17 protein-coding genes are annotated in these 15722 nt (G+C 71.8%); 12 read left to right on the top strand and 5 right to left on the bottom strand.

Annotated features, from left to right (window positions below; genetic code table 11):
* The 5 genes from AB0H78_RS00280 to AB0H78_RS00260 all read left to right on the top strand — a co-directional run bounded on the left by AB0H78_RS00280 (position 1) and on the right by AB0H78_RS00260 (position 3844).
* Complete coding sequence (locus tag AB0H78_RS00280; protein ID WP_363231915.1) at positions 1-726, top strand: ABC transporter permease; 726 nt, start codon at positions 1-3, stop codon at positions 724-726.
* Positions 717-1385, top strand: a complete 669-nt coding sequence (locus AB0H78_RS00275) for an ABC transporter permease (RefSeq protein ID WP_363231914.1) — start codon at positions 717-719, stop codon at positions 1383-1385. The genes AB0H78_RS00280 and AB0H78_RS00275 overlap by 10 nt, the downstream gene beginning before the upstream one ends.
* A gap of 27 nt (positions 1386-1412) precedes the next feature.
* The gene (locus tag AB0H78_RS00270) at positions 1413-2393 is read left to right on the top strand and encodes an ABC transporter substrate-binding protein (protein ID WP_363231913.1); all 981 of its coding nucleotides are present in this window, start codon (positions 1413-1415) and stop codon (positions 2391-2393) included.
* An 87-nt stretch (positions 2394-2480) separates the two neighbouring features.
* Positions 2481-3434, top strand: coding sequence for a hypothetical protein (locus AB0H78_RS00265; protein ID WP_363231912.1), 954 nt, complete (start codon positions 2481-2483; stop codon positions 3432-3434).
* On the top strand, positions 3431-3844 hold the full coding sequence (locus tag AB0H78_RS00260) for a PPOX class F420-dependent oxidoreductase (protein WP_363231911.1): 414 nt from the start codon (positions 3431-3433) through the stop codon (positions 3842-3844). The genes AB0H78_RS00265 and AB0H78_RS00260 overlap by 4 nt, the downstream gene beginning before the upstream one ends.
* A 25-nt stretch (positions 3845-3869) precedes the next feature.
* Here the strand turns inward: AB0H78_RS00260 and AB0H78_RS00255 are convergent, their stop codons facing one another.
* Positions 3870-5012, bottom strand: coding sequence for an NADH-quinone oxidoreductase subunit D (locus tag AB0H78_RS00255; protein WP_363231910.1), 1143 nt, complete (start codon positions 5010-5012; stop codon positions 3870-3872).
* A 23-nt stretch (positions 5013-5035) separates the two neighbouring features.
* A complete protein-coding gene (locus tag AB0H78_RS00250) occupies positions 5036-5977 on the bottom strand; it encodes an SAM-dependent methyltransferase (RefSeq protein ID WP_363231909.1) in 942 nt (313 codons plus the stop codon).
* A gap of 96 nt (positions 5978-6073) precedes the next feature.
* Between AB0H78_RS00250 and AB0H78_RS00245 the strand changes: the two genes are divergently transcribed.
* A complete protein-coding gene (locus tag AB0H78_RS00245; protein WP_363231908.1) occupies positions 6074-7279 on the top strand; it encodes a sensor histidine kinase in 1206 nt (401 codons plus the stop codon).
* 26 nt (positions 7280-7305) lie between these two features.
* Positions 7306-7983, top strand: coding sequence for a response regulator transcription factor (locus AB0H78_RS00240; RefSeq protein WP_363231907.1), 678 nt, complete (start codon positions 7306-7308; stop codon positions 7981-7983).
* Positions 7984-8004: 21 nt separating this feature from the next.
* On the opposite strand, the gene AB0H78_RS00235 is transcribed toward AB0H78_RS00240, so the two are convergent.
* Positions 8005-8319, bottom strand: coding sequence for a helix-turn-helix domain-containing protein (locus tag AB0H78_RS00235; RefSeq protein WP_363231906.1), 315 nt, complete (start codon positions 8317-8319; stop codon positions 8005-8007).
* Positions 8320-8410: 91 nt separating this feature from the next.
* On the opposite strand from AB0H78_RS00235, the gene AB0H78_RS00230 reads away from it, so the two are divergent.
* A complete protein-coding gene (locus AB0H78_RS00230; protein WP_363231905.1) occupies positions 8411-9388 on the top strand; it encodes a zinc-binding dehydrogenase in 978 nt (325 codons plus the stop codon).
* Positions 9389-9397: 9 nt separating this feature from the next.
* Here the strand turns inward: AB0H78_RS00230 and AB0H78_RS00225 are convergent, their stop codons facing one another.
* The gene (locus tag AB0H78_RS00225; protein ID WP_363231904.1) at positions 9398-10489 is read right to left on the bottom strand and encodes a DUF5937 family protein; all 1092 of its coding nucleotides are present in this window, start codon (positions 10487-10489) and stop codon (positions 9398-9400) included.
* 100 nt (positions 10490-10589) lie between these two features.
* Here AB0H78_RS00225 and AB0H78_RS00220 point away from each other — a divergent pair, with 100 nt between their 5' ends.
* Positions 10590-10784, top strand: coding sequence for a hypothetical protein (locus AB0H78_RS00220; protein WP_363231903.1), 195 nt, complete (start codon positions 10590-10592; stop codon positions 10782-10784).
* A 41-nt stretch (positions 10785-10825) separates the two neighbouring features.
* Here AB0H78_RS00220 and AB0H78_RS00215 read toward each other — a convergent pair whose 3' ends face one another.
* Complete coding sequence (locus AB0H78_RS00215; protein WP_363231902.1) at positions 10826-11983, bottom strand: beta-eliminating lyase-related protein; 1158 nt, start codon at positions 11981-11983, stop codon at positions 10826-10828.
* Positions 11984-12101: 118 nt separating this feature from the next.
* Between AB0H78_RS00215 and AB0H78_RS00210 the strand changes: the two genes are divergently transcribed.
* Genes AB0H78_RS00210 through AB0H78_RS00200 form a run of 3 tightly spaced genes read left to right on the top strand, consistent with a single transcriptional unit; the run spans position 12102 to position 15720 of the window.
* Positions 12102-13001 (top strand): DUF2520 domain-containing protein, encoded by a 900-nt coding sequence (locus tag AB0H78_RS00210; RefSeq protein WP_363231901.1) that lies wholly within the window; start codon positions 12102-12104, stop codon positions 12999-13001.
* Complete coding sequence (gene panC, locus AB0H78_RS00205) at positions 12998-13990, top strand: pantoate--beta-alanine ligase (protein ID WP_363231900.1); 993 nt, start codon at positions 12998-13000, stop codon at positions 13988-13990. The genes AB0H78_RS00210 and panC overlap by 4 nt, the downstream gene beginning before the upstream one ends.
* Complete coding sequence (locus tag AB0H78_RS00200; RefSeq protein WP_363231899.1) at positions 13987-15720, top strand: L-aspartate oxidase; 1734 nt, start codon at positions 13987-13989, stop codon at positions 15718-15720. Before panC ends, AB0H78_RS00200 begins: the two co-directional genes overlap by 4 nt.
* Positions 15721-15722: the final 2 nt, after the last annotated feature.

Genomic DNA, 15722 nt, shown 5'->3' with positions numbered 1-15722 from the left:
GTGAGCGGTTCCAACTGTCTGGTGACCAATGACTGGATCTGCGGGGAATATCTCCGCACCCGCCAGCAGGAGTTGATCGACGCGACGGTCCAGCATGTGTGGATCACCGCGATCTCGGTCGCGATCGGGTTGGCCGTCGCTTTCCCGCTGGCTCTGCTCGCGCGGCGGGGGCGTGGGTTCGCCGGGACGATCCTCGGGATGACGACGATCCTTTACACCGTGCCCTCACTGGCGATGTTCGCGCTGCTGCTGCCGGTGTTCGGGCTTTCCGCCGGGCTGGTGATCACCGGACTTGTGCTCTATTCGCTGACGATTCTCGTACGGAACATCCTGGCCGGCCTGGAAGCGGTCCCCGAGGACGCCAAGGAAGCGGCGCGCGGGATGGGATACGGCCCGGCACGGCTGCTCTGGGAGGTCGAACTGCCGCTCGCCCTGCCCGCTTTGCTGGCCGGGGTACGCATAGCGACCGTGTCCACGGTGGCGCTGACGACGATCGGGTCGATCGTGGACAAGGGCGGCCTGGGCAATCTCATCGGGGAGGGCGTGGACACGCTGTTCAAGGCGCAGGTGCTGACGGCCTCGGTGCTGTGCGTGCTGCTCGCGGTCGTGGCGGACCTGCTGCTGCTCGTGGTGCAGCGGCTGCTGACGCCATGGACCCGAATACGTACGACCCGTGGGAGCCGCACGGCCGGCACGAGCAGGCCCGGGAGTGAGTCATGGGCGTGATCGGGGAGTCCTGGGACTGGCTGACCACCGGCGCCAACTGGTCCGGGGACACCGGTGTCTGGCACCGGCTGGCCGAGCACATGGAGGTCAGCGGGATCTCCTTCGCGCTCGCATGCCTCATCGCGCTGCCCGTCGCCCTGTATCTGGGGCACCTGGGCAGGGGCGGTGCGCTCGCCGTCAACATCTCCAATGTGGGGCGGGCGATACCCACCTTCGCCGTACTGGCGCTGCTGATGCTCACCCCGCTGCGCTCGGACGAACAGGTGCCGACCGTCATCGCGCTGGTGCTCTTCGCCGTACCGCCGCTGCTCACCAACGTGTACACGGGGATGCGCGAGGTGGACAAGGCGGTGGTGGAGGCCGCACGGGGGATGGGGATGTCCGGATGGCAGTTGTTCCTCCGGGTCGAACTGCCCCTCGCCTACCCGCTGATCATGACCGGGCTGCGGTCCGCGGCGGTTCAGGTGATCGCCACGGCGACGCTGGCCGCCATGGTGGGCAGCGGCGGGCTCGGCCGCATCATCACGGCCGGCTTCAACACGTACAACACCCCGCAGGTGGTGGCGGGCGCACTGCTCGTCGCCGCGCTCGCCCTCATCGTCGAGGGTCTGCTGGTGGCGGCCGACCGGCTGCTCGACCCGCGGCGCAAGACCGCGTAATCACTCCTTACTTGGACGGTGGAGCTCATGAGCAGGACCTCGCGCATAGCGGGTGCGGTACTCGGCGTGGTGGCGCTGGCGGGCTCGCTGGCCGCCTGCGGCGGCGACAGCCTGGAGAAGGACAAGAAGGGCGGCTCCTCCGCGAGCGACTCGGGCTCCGGCAAGAAGGGCTCGCTCGTCGTCGGGGCGGCCGGCTTCACCGAGTCCCAGGTGCTCGCCGAGCTGTACTCCCAGGTGCTCGGCAACGCCGGATACCAGACCAGCGTCACAACGGTGAAGAACCGCGAGCTGTACGAGCCCTCCCTGGAGAAGGGCGAGATCGACGTCGTCCCGGAATACGCGGCGACCCTCGCCGAATTCCTCAACGCCAAGGTGAACGGCGCCAAGGCGGCGGAGAAGACCCCGGTCGCCTCCGGCGATGTCGCCGCCACCGTCGCGGCCCTGACCAAGCTGGCCGGGCCGCGCGGTCTCAAGGTGCTGCCCGCGGGCGCGGCCGTCGACCAGAACGCCTTCGCGGTCACCAAGGAGTTCGCGGACAAGAACAAGCTGAAGACGCTTTCCGATCTCGGCGCCTCGAAGGTCAAGGTCAAGATCGCCGCGGGTGACGAATGCACCATCCGGCCGTTCTGCGCGCCGGGTCTGAAGTCGAAGTACGGCATCGATGTGACCGGCATCGACCCCAAGGGCGTCGGCACCCCGCAGGCCAAGCAGGCGGTCAAGGACGGCAAGGACCAGCTGGTCCTGACCACGACGACCGACGCGACGCTGGACACCTTCGGCCTCGTACTGCTGGAGGACGACAAGAAGCTGCAGAACGCGGACAACGTCCTGCCGGTGGTCAATGCGAAGGACGCGGGCGCGAGCGAGGTGGCCGACGCTCTGGCCAAGCTCACCCAGGCGCTGACGACCGACGATCTGGTCGCGCTGAACCGCAAGGTGGACGCCGAGCGGGCCAAGCCGGCGGACGTCGCGAAGGAGTATCTGAAGTCGAAGGGCTTGATCAAGTAGGAGATTGTGGGGAATGGAGGTAACCGCAAGGGAACAAATGGCCGGGCGGTCATCCATTCGGCCGGTCCGCACGGTAAATTTCGGGCCATGCCACGTGGACGACACCGCCATTCCCCACCCCTGCACCGGATTCTTCAGCCCTCGGCCGTTGCCGGTGCGTCGATCCTCTGCGCCGCCGGCGCCTGGCTGTTCGCGGAACCTGTGGTGCTCCGCGGCCTGGTCGCCGCTGCCGCCGCGGCGGCCGTCTCCGGCGCCGTGCTCATGCGCGGCTGGGACCGCACCGCGGGCCGCCGCGTCGCCGAGCTGACGCGGGCGCGCGCCGCCGACGAGTGGAAGACCGAAGAGCGGATAGCCGAGCTCGAGGCCGACCTCGAGGAGTCGCGCGAGCTGCGTGCCCGTATGGACGGCAGGCTCCGCGCCAAGCGCGTCGAGCTCGCCGGTCTGCGCAATGAGCACGCCGCGCTGCTGCGCCGTTACGCCACCGCCGAGACCGAGCGGGCCGGTGCCCTGGAGAGCCGCCGCCTCCTCGCGATCGAAGCCGCCGCTCCGGTACGGGCCCTGCCCGCGGCCTCATCGACTCCGACCCCGGCGGCCTACGCCAGGGCCGCCCGCGCCCTGGAGAACCTGGTCTGCGCGCAGACGCGGACCGAGGCCGGGGCCGAGCCCCGGTCCGAGGAGGCGGAGGAGCACAAGGGGAAGCCCTCGGCGGCCGCCGGGAGTGACCACTCCCGCCCGACGTCCGCCCTTCCCGTGCCCCGCAACGTCCCGGCCACGGCGGTCGTTCCGTACGCCTCGGTACAGAACAGGGCCGTGCGCCCGCTGGGCACCTTCGACTTCTTCGGCAACCAGGTGACCGCGCCGAAGGCCGCCGCGGACCTGGAGAAGGAGGACCTGGCGGACGTGGTGGGCGCCGAGGCGCTCGAAGCCGTACGCAACGAAAAGGTGGCGGACAGCCGGGGTGTCGGCCAGGTCATCGACCTGACCGCGCACGACGAGACCGAGCAGATCGATGTGGCGCAGCTGAGGAGCGCGATCTCTTGAGCACGGCAGGCATCGAACTGGGCGATTCCGTACGGAAATTCCTCGACGGCGCGCAGCTGGCCGTGCTCGTCACGCTCAATCCGGACGGCTCCCCGCAGTCGTCCCCGGTCTGGATCGGCCGCGAGGGCGACGACCTCGTCATCTCCTCGCAGGCGGGCCGCCGCAAGGTCAGGAACATCCAGCGCGATCCCCGGGTCTCGGTGACCGTGATCGACCCGGCGGACCACGAGTGCTACGCCGAGGTGCGCGGGACCGCGGCGGTCACCGAGGACGAGGGCCGGGCGCTCGCCGTCCTGCTCGCGGAGAAGTACGAGGGCGAGGGCGCGGGTCAGGAGTATCTGGACCTGCCGGCGGAGGACGTGCGGACCGTCATCCGCGTCACGCCGCAGAAGGTCCTCGGCAGCGCGTAACAGCGCGCCCCAGTGGGGGAAAGCCCTACTTGTCGATGTCGCCGACGACGAAGAAGAGCGACCCCAGGATCGCCACCATGTCGGCGACCAGCGTCCCCGGCAGCAGCTCGGCGAGCGCCTGGATGTTGTTGTACGAAGCCGAGCGCAGCTTGAGGCGGTAGGGCGTCTTCTCGCCCTTGGACACCAGGTAGTAGCCGTTGATCCCGAGCGGGTTCTCGGTCCACGCGTAGGTGTGTCCCTCGGGCGCCTTGAGCACCTTCGGCAGCCGCTGGTTGATCGGCCCGGGCGCCAGGGTCGCCATCCGGTCCAGGCAGGCGTCCGCCAGGTCCAGGGCGTTGTGGGTCTGCTCCAGGAGCACCTCGAAGCGGGCCAGGCAGTCGCCCTCGGTGCGGGTGACGACCTTGAGGGTGTCCTGGAGTTCGCCGTACGCGAGGTACGGCTCGTCGCGGCGCAGATCGAAGTCGACACCGGAGCCGCGCGCGATGGGGCCGCTCACCCCGTACGCGTGGACGGCCTCGGCGGACAGGACGCCGACGCCGCGCGTGCGGCCGCGGAAGATCTCGTTCCCGAGGACCAGATTGTCGTAGACGTCCATCCGCGACCGTACGGAAGCGACGGCGTCGCGCGCCCGCCCGAGCCAGCCCAGCGGGAGGTCCTCCTTCAGGCCGCCGACGCGGTTGAACATGTAGTGCATGCGCCCGCCGGAGACCTCCTCCATCACGTTCTGGAGCTCTTCGCGCTCACGGAAGGCGTGGAACACCGGGGTGATTCCGCCCAGTTCGAGCGGATACGACCCCAGGAACATCAAGTGGTTGAGCACCCGGTTCAGTTCGGCGAGGAGCGTGCGTGTCCACACCGCGCGCTCCGGGACCTCCATGCCGAGCATCCGCTCGACGGCCATGACCACGCCGAGCTCGTTGGAGAAGGCCGAGAGCCAGTCGTGCCGGTTGGCGAGCATGACGATCTGGCGGTAGTCGCGCGCCTCGAAGAGCTTCTCCGCGCCGCGGTGCATATAGCCGATGACCGGCTCCGCCTGCTGGATGCGCTCCCCGTCGAGGACCAGGCGAAGGCGCAGCACACCATGGGTCGAGGGGTGCTGGGGGCCGATGTTGAGCACCATGTCGGTGGTCTCCGCCGCACCACCGATGCCTACCGTCGTCTCCGTCATGGGCGACAGTCTCTCAGAGCCCCTCAGACGGGCCGCACCCGCTGCAGCAGCCAGCCGAAGTCGCCGAGCCCGCCCCGCGCGGTGAGCTCCGCGGCCTCGCCCGCAGCCGCCAGTCCCTTCACGTACGCGGCCGGGTCGCTCGACGCCAGCGACAGCGGGGGCCGCTCGCCGCTCACCCCGAGCCGGTGCAGCGCCTCGCGCTGCGAGATCAGCTCCGAGCCCGCCGGCGCGCACGCGTCGAGGGCCACGTGGGCCGTGATGTCGCACGTCCCGTCCGGTACGGGACGGACCTCGCGGCCCGCGCGGAAACCGGTGAGCGTGCCGAAGGGCGGGCGGGCGCCCCAGGCGTGCGCGTAGTCGACGGCGACCGCGAGCCCCTCCTGGAGCGTGGCGACCGCGGCCGCCCACGCCTCGTCGCGGGGGCGCCCGATCTCGGCGCGCTCCCCGGGCCCTGCGAGCGGCCACCAGCGGGCCAGCCACGCGGCGTCCGGGCCCGTCACGGGATCGCCCAGGCGCTCCTCGCCGTCCGCCCGCACCTGTACGTAGCGCACCACCCCTTCGCCGTCCGCCTCCGCGACGTCGGTGGGGACGTTGTCCAGCCACTCGTTGGCGAAGAGGAGCCCGCGCACGCCTGTGGGCGGCTCGGAGCACCAGGCGATACGCGGGTCGAGGCCGTCCGGGCGGGGGGCGCGCTCGACGGCGTACGCCCGTACCGGGAAACCCTCGGGCAGCGCCGCGAGCACGCCCGTCAACAGCTCGCCGCGTCCCGCCCCCATGTCGACGACCGCCGGATCGTCGAGCTCCAGCTCCGTCACGAGGCGGGCCACCGCCGAGGCGAACAGGGGGGAGGCGTGCACCGAGGTGCGGAAGTGCCCGGCCGGTCCCTCGGCCCGCAGATAGAAGCCGTTCGTCCCGTACAGAGCGGCCTCTGCCGCCTCCCGCCACCCGCGCCACTCATCAGTCACGCCACCAAGTCTCCACCTTGGGGAGTACGCCGGAGCTCACCGGATCGGTCCTCCGGTTGACCCTTGAACCGGTTCTCCATCCCTACGCTGGGTTACGTGCAGCGTCTCTACGACTTCATCCGCAGACACCCGACGTGGGTCGACAGCTTCTGGGCCGTCTTCCTCTTCGGTCTCTCCGGCATGCAGTACGCGGCGATGCTGCACGACCTGAGCCGCGTGGAGCGCGTCGCCTCGGTGCCGATCTTCCTGGGCCTGGCCGTCGTCGTCGCACTGCGCCGCCGCGCCCCCGAGAAGATGCTGCTGCTCACCATCGCGATGGGCCTGGCCCAGCTCGCTTTCGGCGTACGGCCCACCGGGACCGACTTCGCGATGCTGGTGATCATCTACACCGTGGCGGCCGAGGGGAAGCGCTGGGCCTCGCGCACCGCGATCGTGGGAGGGCTCTGCGCCGCCCCGCTCTCGCAGGTCCGGTGGCCGGACAACGGCTCCAACGGGGTCTTCCAGTACGTCGCCATCACCGTGATCATGACGGTCCCCTTCGTCCTCGCCTGGGTGCTGGGCGACTCCATGCGCACCCGCCGCGCCTACTTCGCCCAGCTCGAGGACCGCGCGGCACGCCTGGAGAGGGAGCGCGAGGCGCAGTCCAAGGTCGCGGTCGCCGCCGAGCGCGCCCGGATCGCCCGCGAGCTGCACGACGTCGTCGCGCACAACGTCTCGGTGATGGTGGTCCAGGCGGACGGCGCCGCCTATGTCCTGGACGCCTCGCCCGACCAGGCCAAACAGGCTCTGGAGACGATCTCCTCCACCGGCCGTCAGGCGCTCGCCGAGATGCGCAGGCTGCTCGGCGTGCTGCGTACGGGCGAGCACCAGGAGGCCGGGGAGTACGTACCGCAGCCCGATGTCCAGCAGATCGAGGACCTCGTCGAGCAGGTGCGCACCGCGGGCCTGACCGTCGACTTCCGGATCGAGGGGACCCCGCGCGCCCTGCCCAGCGGCGTCGAGCTCACCGCGTACCGCATCGTCCAGGAAGCCCTCACCAACACCCGCAAGCACGGCGGCCCGGACGCGGGCGCGAGCGTGCGGCTGGTCTACTTCGACGACGGGCTCGGCCTGCTCGTCGAGGACGACGGCCGGGGTGCCGCGCACGAGCTGTACGAGGACGGCGGTGCCGACGGGGCCGGCCACGGACTGATCGGTATGCGGGAGCGCATCGGGATGGTCGGCGGCACGCTGGACGCGGGGCCGCGGCCCGGTGGCGGCTTCCGGATCAGTGCACTGCTCCCGCTCAAGCCCGCCCACTAGCGGCCCACCAGAGAGGCATCCCCACCATGTCAATCCGCGTCATGCTCGTCGATGACCAGGTACTTCTGCGCACCGGCTTCCGTATGGTGCTGGCCGCCCAGCCCGACATGGACGTCGTCGCCGAGGCGGGCGACGGCGCGGAGGCGATCGAAGAGCTGCGGTCGACGGCGGTCGACGTGGTGCTGATGGACGTACGGATGCCGAAGCTGGACGGCGTCGAGGCGACCCGCAGGATCTGCGCCGAGCCCGACGCTCCGAAGGTGCTGATCCTGACCACCTTCGACCTCGACGAGTACGCCTTCTCGGGGCTGAAGGCGGGCGCCAGCGGCTTCATGCTCAAGGACGTCCCGCCGGGCGAGCTCCTGGCGGCGATCCGCTCGGTCCACAGCGGCGACGCGGTGGTCGCCCCGTCCACGACCCGCCGGCTGCTCGACCGGTTCTCGCCGATGCTGCCGAGCGTCGGCGGCGAGCCGAAGCACAAGGAGATCGAGCGGCTGACCGAGCGCGAGAGGGAGGTCATGCTGCTGGTCGCGCAGGGCCTCTCGAACGGCGAGATCGCGGCGCGCCTGGTCCTCTCGGAGGCCACCGTCAAGACGCATGTGGGGCGCATCCTCACCAAGCTGAACCTGCGGGACCGGGTCCAGGTGGTCGTCCTCGCGTACGAGACCGGGCTGGTCAGGGCGGGCGGCTCCGGCGCGCACTGACGGGGACGGCATCGGCCGCGCTCAGTCCTCGCGCAGCACCAGTTCCAGAAGCCCGGGGAAGCGCGCCCCGAACTCCTCGCGGCGCAGCCGGTTGAACCGCCGCGCCCCTTCGTCCTTCTGCTCCACGACGCCCGCTCCGCGCAGCACCGCGAAGTGGTGGCTCAGTGCTGCCTTGCGCACCTCGACGTCGAAGGAACCGCAGGTGCGCGTCCACTGCTCGGAATCCGCCAGCTCCCTGAGGATCCGTATCCGTACGGGATCGGCGAGCGCGGACAGTGCTGTGAGCAGGGGGACTTCATCGGGGTGGGTGTGTTCCGGCGCGGCGCGGTGGCTCATGGGGCGGGTCCCTCCTTGCCAGGTGTTCGATCGCGGTCATACACTTCGAGTGTTCGTCTTTCGTCGAACACTTTACTCCGAGGGGATTCCCATGCGTGCGATCCAGCTGAACGAATTCGGCGGCCCCGAGGTCCTGCGCGAGGTCGAGATCCGGATCCCCGAGCCCGGCCCCGGCCAGGTCGCGATCGACGTCGCCTACGCCGGAGTGAACTTCGCCGACCTCAAGGCCCGCGCCACCGGCTACCGCGTCCCGGACCTCCCCTTCCTCCCCGGCCTGGAGGTCGCGGGACATGTCCGTGCGCTCGGCGCGGGCGTCGAAGGCCTGACCGTCGGCCAGGAGGTCGCCGCGCTCACCGCAGGCGGCGGTTACGCCGAGACCGTGGTCGCCTCCGCCACCACCGTCTTCCCGGTCCCCGCGGGCCTCCCGCTCCGTACGGCGGCCACGCTCCCCACGGTCCTGCCCACCGCCCACGCCCTCGTCCACGAGGTGGGCAGGCTGCGCGCCGGCGAGACCGTCCTGGTCCAGGGCGCGGCGGGCGGTGTCGGCACGGTCGTCGGCCAGCTGGCGAAGCTCGCGGGCGCGGGAGCGGTGTACGGCGTCGTATCGCGCCCCGAAAAGGCGGAGTACGCGCTCAAGTACGGCTACGACCAGGTCTTCGTCGGCGAGGACTGGGCGGACCAGCTCGCCCGGGCCACCTCGGGAAGGGGCGCCGACCTGATCCTCGACGCGGACGGCGGCGAGGCACTGCGCCGCAGCCTGGACTCCCTCGCGCCCTTCGGCCGGATCGTCAACTTCGGCAATTCCAGCGACGAGGCTCCGTGGCAGTTCGGCCGCGCGGAACTCGACCCCGGCGCCCGCTCGGTGACGTCCTTCTCGATCCTCACGCTCGCGGGCACGGCCCCCGGCGTGCTCCGCGACCTCTCCCACCGGGCTTTCGCGCTGGTGGCCGAGGGCAGGGCGGAGCTCCCGATCACCGCGGAACTGCCCCTGGCGGACGCGGCCGAGGCCCACCGCCTGATCGAGACGCGCACGACCACCGGCAAGCTCCTGCTCCGCGTGGCGGACTGAGGACGCCCCCTAACGCAGCACCCCTTCCAGGAAGTCGCTTCCCAGCCGTGCCACGACGGCCACATCCAGCTGATGGAGGACGTAGCGTCCGCGCCGCTGCGTCAGCAGGAGCCCCGCCTTCTTCATCACGGCGAGATGGCGCGAGACCTCGGGCGCGGTGATCCCGTACGCATCGGCCAGCTCGCTCGTCGTATACGACCCCCGGGCCAGGCTCCGGCACAGCCGCATCCGCATCGGATGGGCCACCGCCTCCAGGCGCAGCTTGACCATCTCGACGGGCGCCGCCCCGGCGCCGAGGTCCGGGGTGTGGACGGGGTACTGCACAACGGGCTGCCATCCTGGCGCGTGCAGCGCGAAGAGGTGCGGCCAGCCGAAGGCGGTCGGCAGGAAGGTCAGCCCGGTGCCCGCGGCGGAGGTCCGCCCATGGCTGAGCTTGTCGACCACCACGCGTACGCCGTTCTCGTCCTCCTCCAGCGTGATCGCGGGGGAAACCGCGGCAATGGCGTCCGCGAGGCCCTTGCGGCGCAGCAGTTCGGTCTTGTGCCGGGCATCGGCGGCCAACTGGACCCGCACCCGCGCCCAGGTGTCGGCGAAGAAGGCCTCCTCGCAGTCCTCCAGGAGTCGCCGGATCCAGGCCCGTACGGCAGGCGGATCGGCGAGCATCCGCCGGACGAACGCGGCCTGGCGCGGTCCGCGCGCAGCAGCAAGATCGAGCGCGCGCTCCCGCATCCTGGCGTCGACCAGCGGCGAGGGAGCCCCTTCGCTGTAGAGGCTGGCGCACGATATTTCCAGCGCCGCGGCGACGAACCTCTCCTCATCCATCAGGTCGAGATCGTCGAGCTCCTCGGCGAGCGTGGCCCGGGGCCGGGCGGGCAGCAGGATGTCGGAACGCGTCGAGCGCCACAGGAAGTCGGCCTCGCTCAGCCGGTCGGCGAGCTCGGGCTTGAGCCCCGCGTTCGTCGTGGTGATCCAGCCGTGCAGCCGGGCGTGATGGGCGGGCTCGGACAGCGCGTGCAGCGCGGCGCCGAGCTCTGCGAGGGGTGAGGGACCGAAGGTGATCCGCTCGTGGGGCAGCCCGGTGATGTCGATGCAGACGCTCATGTCCTCCATGGTGCCTGCCCCCACTGACAACGCCGCCGCCAATTGACGCGCCCAGTCAATCCACGCGCCAACTCCTCGTTTCCCGGCGCACGGTGACGTCATGAACGCCATCCAGCAGCACATGCTCGACGCCTACCGCGCCTCCCAGCGGGGCGAGCCGGCGCCGCCCCTGCCGGGCCGCCACGACTGGCAGGCCGTCCGGGAGTTCGCCGACCGCCGCGAGTTCACGGCGCTCCTCGCGGGCGATCGCCCCCTGGGCCGCTTCCGCAGGGCGCTGGCCCGCCTGACCAGGTGAACCAGGTCAGGCTGACCACGACCCGCACCGCACCCACCCGCTCACCCCACCCGCTGCAAGAACCCCGCCACCGCGACCCGCACATCATCCGCAGTCCACTCCAGCCCGGACGCAGCCACCGTCACCTCGGTGCACGACACCCCGGGCGGCCCACCCGGCGCGTCATTCCACCGGGAGAAGAGCACGACCCCGGTCTCCTCGGCCAGCCGCACGGACGCCTCGCCCAGCACGTCCGCCCCGTACGGCAGCCACACCTGGAACTGGTGGGTGTGCGGCACCTCCGGATTGATCCGGAACCACGGCAGCGCACCGCCCCGCACCCCTTCCCGCAGCCCTTCCCCGAGCGCCTCGGCCACCACCTTCGCGTGCGCCACGTACGACTCCAGCCGGGGCAGCTCCCGTTCGAGCCCGATCAGCGCACCCAGCGCCGCCGGGTACTGCTGGAAGATCTGTCCCCCGTACCGGTGCCGCCACGTCCGCGCCTCCGCGACCAGCGAGGCGTCCCCGGCGAGCACCGCCCCCGAGAGGCCGCCCAGCGACTTGTAGAAGGAGACATAGACGCTGTCCGCGAGCCCCGCGATCTCTCGCAGGGGCTGCCCGAAGTGGGCCGTGCACTCCCAGAGCCGCGCCCCGTCGAAGTGCACCACCGCGTCGCGCTCGCGGCCCGCCTGCACGACCGCGACCAGCTCCTCCCACGAGGGCAGTACGAACCCGGCGTCACGCAGCGGGAGTTCGAGCATGAGAGTCCCGAAGGGCTCGTCGAAGTCCCGCACCTCGTCCGCCGTCGGCAGCCGCGGCGCATCGGTCGGATACACGGTCCGCAGCCCGCTCACCGCCCCGAGGGCACCCCGCTCGTGCACCTCGGGGTGGGCCATCGGATGCAGCGCGACCGTCGCGTTCCCGGTCCGCGCTGCCCAGCACCGCAGCGCGACCTGCTGCGCCATCGTCCCCGTGGGGAAGAAGGCGGCGTCCGGGAAGCCGAGCAGTGCGGCGACCCGCTGCTCCAGCTCCGCCACCACTCCGTCGCCGTAGATGTCGACCCCGCTGTCGAGGTCGAAGACCTCGCCCGCACCGGCGGCCAGGGCGGCCAGCGCCTCGCCGACCGTGCTCACCGCGGAGTGCCGGGACAGCGCCCGCCGGGCCTGCCGGTAGGCCGCGTTCCTGCGCTGCCGCTCGTCCTGCTCGCTCTTCTCGGTCATAAGTCAGATCATCACCCACAGCCTGTGGACAGCCCAGGAGGTCCCCCGAAACGCTGGCGTAGCATGGCGATGAATCGTCCGGTACCCCCCGCGGACTGGAACGGAAGGCCCCCGTCCCATGAACACACCCCCAGACACCCGCCCCGCCCGCCTCACCGTGGGCGTCGTCGGAGCAGGCCGAGTGGGACCCGCACTCGCCGCATCGCTGCAGCTCGCAGGGCATCGCCCGGTGGCGGTCTCCGGCGTCTCCGAGGCGTCCGTACGCAGGGCGGCGGCGCTCCTCCCCGACGTCCCGCTGGTCACCCCCGCGCAGGTCCTCCAGGCCGCCGACCTGGTCCTGCTCACCGTCCCCGACGACGCGCTGCCCGCGCTCGTCGAAGGCCTGGCCGAGACCGGCGCCATCCGCCCCGGCCAGCTCCTCGTGCACACCTCGGGGCGGTACGGAACGAAGGTCCTGGACCCCGCCCTGCGCGCCGGCGCCCTGCCCCTGGCGCTGCACCCCGCGATGACCTTCACCGGCAGCTCCGTGGACGTACAGCGCCTCGCGGGCTGCTCCTTCGGGGTGACCGCCCCCGAGGAGCTGCGCCTCGCCGCCGAGGCCCTGGTCATCGAGATGGGCGGCGAGCCCGAGTGGATCGCCGAGGAGTCCCGCCCGCTCTACCACGCGGCCCTCGCCCTGGGCGCGAACCACCTGGTCACCCTGGTCGCCCAGTCCATGGAGCTGCTGCGCACCGCAGGCGTCGAGGCCCCCGACCGGATGCTCGGCCCGCTCCTCGGAGCCGCCCTGGACAACGCCCTGCGCTCGGGCGACGCGGCCCTCACGGGCCCGGTCGCCCGCGGGGACGCAGGCACGGTCGCCGCCCATGTCGCGGAGCTGCGCAAGCACGCCCCGGCGGCCGTCTCCGGCTACCTCGCCATGGCCCGTACGACCGCCGACCGGGCCCTCGCCCACGGCCTGCTCAAGCCGGAACTGGCCGAGGACCTTCTCGGCGTACTGGCGGACGGAGAGGCCCGATGACGGCGCCGACGACGAGAAGCACGGCGCTCGTCCACACCGCGGCGGACCTCAGGGCCCTCCCGCGTACCGGCGGCCGCCGAGCCGTCGTCATGACCATGGGCGCGCTCCACGAGGGCCACGCCACCCTGATCCGCACCGCCCGCGCATCGGCCGACCAGGTCGTCGTATCGGTCTTCGTCAACCCCCTCCAATTCGGCAAGGGCGAGGACCTCGACCGCTACCCCCGCACCCTGGACGCCGATATCGAGCTCGCCCGACAGGCAGGCGCGGACGCCGTCTTCGCCCCCGCGGCCGACGAGGTGTATCCGGGCGGCGAGCCCCAGGTCCGGATCTCCGCCGGTCCCATGGGCGAGCGGTACGAAGGCGCTTCGCGCCCCGGCCACTTCGACGGGATGCTCACCGTCGTCGCCAAGCTCCTCCATCTCACCGCGCCCGACCTGGCCCTCTTCGGCCAGAAGGACGCCCAGCAACTGGCCCTGATCCGGCGCATGGCGCGCGACCTGAACTTCCCCGTGGAGATCGTCGGCGTCCCCACGGTCCGCGAGGAGGACGGCCTCGCCCTCTCCTCCCGTAACCGCTTCCTCTCCGCCGACGACCGCCGCACGGCACTCGCGCTGTCCCGCTCGCTCTTCGCCGCCCGCGACCGCCTCGCCGCCCAACAAGCCCTGGCCGCAAGGGCGGAGCTGGTCCCGGCCACGGGCGCCAGGGCCGCCGCGCTCTCCGCGCTGGGCGAGGCCCGTGCCGCGGCGGACGTCCACGCCGTCGCTCGGGCCGCGGAACTCCCGGCCCCCGCGGTCGTGCGCGCCGCCGCCCGCCAGGTCCTGGCCGAGGCCGCGCTCACCCCTGACTATCTGGCGCTGATCGACCCCTCCGACTTCACCGAGGTCACCGACGGCCACACCGGCGAGGCGATCCTCGCGGTGGCCGCCAAGGTCGGCACCACCCGCCTCATCGACAACATCCCGCTCACCTTCGGGGGCCCTCAATGACCGTGTCCGCAACAGGAACAGGAACCGGAGCCGCAACGGGCATACGCCTGCACGCCCCGGCCCCCGGCTGGACCGTCGACGCGGACGTCGTGGTCGTCGGCTCGGGTGTGGCAGGCCTCACCGCGGCCCTGCGCTGCACGGCGGCCGGTCTGCGCACCGTCGTCGTCACCAAGGCCCGCCTGGACGACGGTTCCACACGCTGGGCCCAGGGCGGCATCGCGGCCGCACTCGGCGAGGGCGACACCCCCGAGCAGCACCTGGACGACACGCTGGTCGCGGGGGCCGGACTCTGCGACGAGAACGCGGTGCGCGCCCTGGTCACCGAGGGCCCCGACGCGGTACGACGCCTGATCGCCACCGGCGCCCACTTCGACACCTCGCCCGACGGCGACATCCAGCTCACCCGCGAAGGCGGCCACCACCGCCGCCGCATCGCCCACGCGGGCGGCGACGCCACCGGCGCCGAGATCTCCCGCGCGCTGGTCGAAGCGGTCCAGGCGGCAGCCGTCCGTACGATCGAAAACGCCCTGGTCCTGGACCTGTTGACGGACGCGGAAGGCCGTACGGCGGGCGTCACCCTGCACGTCATGGGCGAGGGCCAGCACGACGGAGTCGGCGCGGTCCGTGCCCCGGCCGTCGTCCTCGCCACCGGCGGCATGGGCCAGGTCTTCTCCGCGACGACCAACCCCTCCGTCGCCACAGGGGACGGCGTGGCCCTCGCCCTGCGGGCCGGGGCCGAGGTCTCCGACCTGGAATTCGTCCAGTTCCACCCCACGGTCCTCTTCGTGGGATCCGGCGCCGAGGGCCAGCAGCCCCTGGTCTCCGAGGCGGTACGGGGCGAGGGCGGACACCTCGTGGACGCGACCGGCACCCGCTTCATGGTCGGTCAGCACGAGCTGGCCGAACTGGCCCCCCGCGACATCGTCGCCAAGGCCATCACCCGCCAGATGCAGCTCCACGGCACCGAGCACATGTACCTGGACGCCCGCCACTTCGGCGCCGAGATGTGGGAGACCCGCTTCCCCACGATCCTCGCCGCCTGCCGCGCCCACGGCATCGACCCGATCACGGAGCCGATCCCCATCTCCCCGGCGGCCCACCACGCATCGGGCGGCGTACGCACCGACCTGCGCGGCCGCACCACGGTCCCCGGCCTCTACGCCTGCGGCGAGGTCGCGTGCACAGGAGTCCACGGCGCCAACCGCCTGGCCTCCAACTCCCTCCTGGAGGGCCTGGTCTTCGCGGAACGGATCGCGGAGGACATCAAGGCCAGCACCCGCGAGTGCACCGAACCGGTGATGCCCGAAGGCACCACCCTTCCCCTCCTCGCCCCCGAGTCCCGCATCACGATCCAGCGGATCATGACGAGGGGCGCCGGAGTGATCCGCTCCTCGGCCGGCCTCGCCGAAGCAGCCGACCGGCTCGAGGCGATCAGGGACTCCGCCGACACGGCCGAGAAGACCCCCGACGACCACAAGCCCGCCGTCCCCGGCGTCGAGGCATGGGAGGCGACGAACCTCCTGTGCGTGGCCCGCGTCCTGGTTGCCGCCGCACAGCGCCGCGAGGAGACCCGCGGCTGCCACTGGCGCGAGGACCACCCGGACCGCGAGGACGCCCCCTGGCAGCGCCACTTGGTCGTACGCCTCCAGCCGGACCGTTCCCTCGCGCTCCACACCACAGACACCGCCCAGTTCCCCCCGACCCTCCCTCCCCTTCCCCAGGAGCAGTGACC

This window comes from Streptomyces sp. NPDC050738, assembly GCF_040654175.1.
Lineage (GTDB): Bacteria > Actinomycetota > Actinomycetes > Streptomycetales > Streptomycetaceae > Streptomyces.
The sequence above is the reverse complement of the archived record's forward strand: the minus strand, read 5'-3'. Positions and strand labels throughout refer to the sequence as shown.

Excerpts from the sequence above, each read along its gene's own strand:
- AB0H78_RS00265 (WP_363231912.1), top strand. The coding sequence starts at position 2,481 with ATGCCACGTGGACGACACCGCCATTCCCCACCCCTGCACCGGATTCTT.
- AB0H78_RS00235 (WP_363231906.1), bottom strand. The coding sequence starts at position 8,319 with ATGAGCCACCGCGCCGCGCCGGAACACACCCACCCCGATGAAGTCCCC.
- AB0H78_RS00270 (WP_363231913.1), top strand. The coding sequence starts at position 1,413 with ATGAGCAGGACCTCGCGCATAGCGGGTGCGGTACTCGGCGTGGTGGCG.
- AB0H78_RS00200 (WP_363231899.1), top strand. The coding sequence starts at position 13,987 with ATGACCGTGTCCGCAACAGGAACAGGAACCGGAGCCGCAACGGGCATA.
- AB0H78_RS00275 (WP_363231914.1), top strand. The coding sequence starts at position 717 with ATGGGCGTGATCGGGGAGTCCTGGGACTGGCTGACCACCGGCGCCAAC.
- AB0H78_RS00230 (WP_363231905.1), top strand. The coding sequence starts at position 8,411 with ATGCGTGCGATCCAGCTGAACGAATTCGGCGGCCCCGAGGTCCTGCGC.
- AB0H78_RS00240 (WP_363231907.1), top strand. The coding sequence starts at position 7,306 with ATGTCAATCCGCGTCATGCTCGTCGATGACCAGGTACTTCTGCGCACC.
- AB0H78_RS00225 (WP_363231904.1), bottom strand. The coding sequence starts at position 10,489 with ATGAGCGTCTGCATCGACATCACCGGGCTGCCCCACGAGCGGATCACC.
- AB0H78_RS00210 (WP_363231901.1), top strand. The coding sequence starts at position 12,102 with ATGAACACACCCCCAGACACCCGCCCCGCCCGCCTCACCGTGGGCGTC.
- panC (WP_363231900.1), top strand. The coding sequence starts at position 12,998 with ATGACGGCGCCGACGACGAGAAGCACGGCGCTCGTCCACACCGCGGCG.
- AB0H78_RS00220 (WP_363231903.1), top strand. The coding sequence starts at position 10,590 with ATGAACGCCATCCAGCAGCACATGCTCGACGCCTACCGCGCCTCCCAG.
- AB0H78_RS00215 (WP_363231902.1), bottom strand. The coding sequence starts at position 11,983 with ATGACCGAGAAGAGCGAGCAGGACGAGCGGCAGCGCAGGAACGCGGCC.
- AB0H78_RS00255 (WP_363231910.1), bottom strand. The coding sequence starts at position 5,012 with ATGACGGAGACGACGGTAGGCATCGGTGGTGCGGCGGAGACCACCGAC.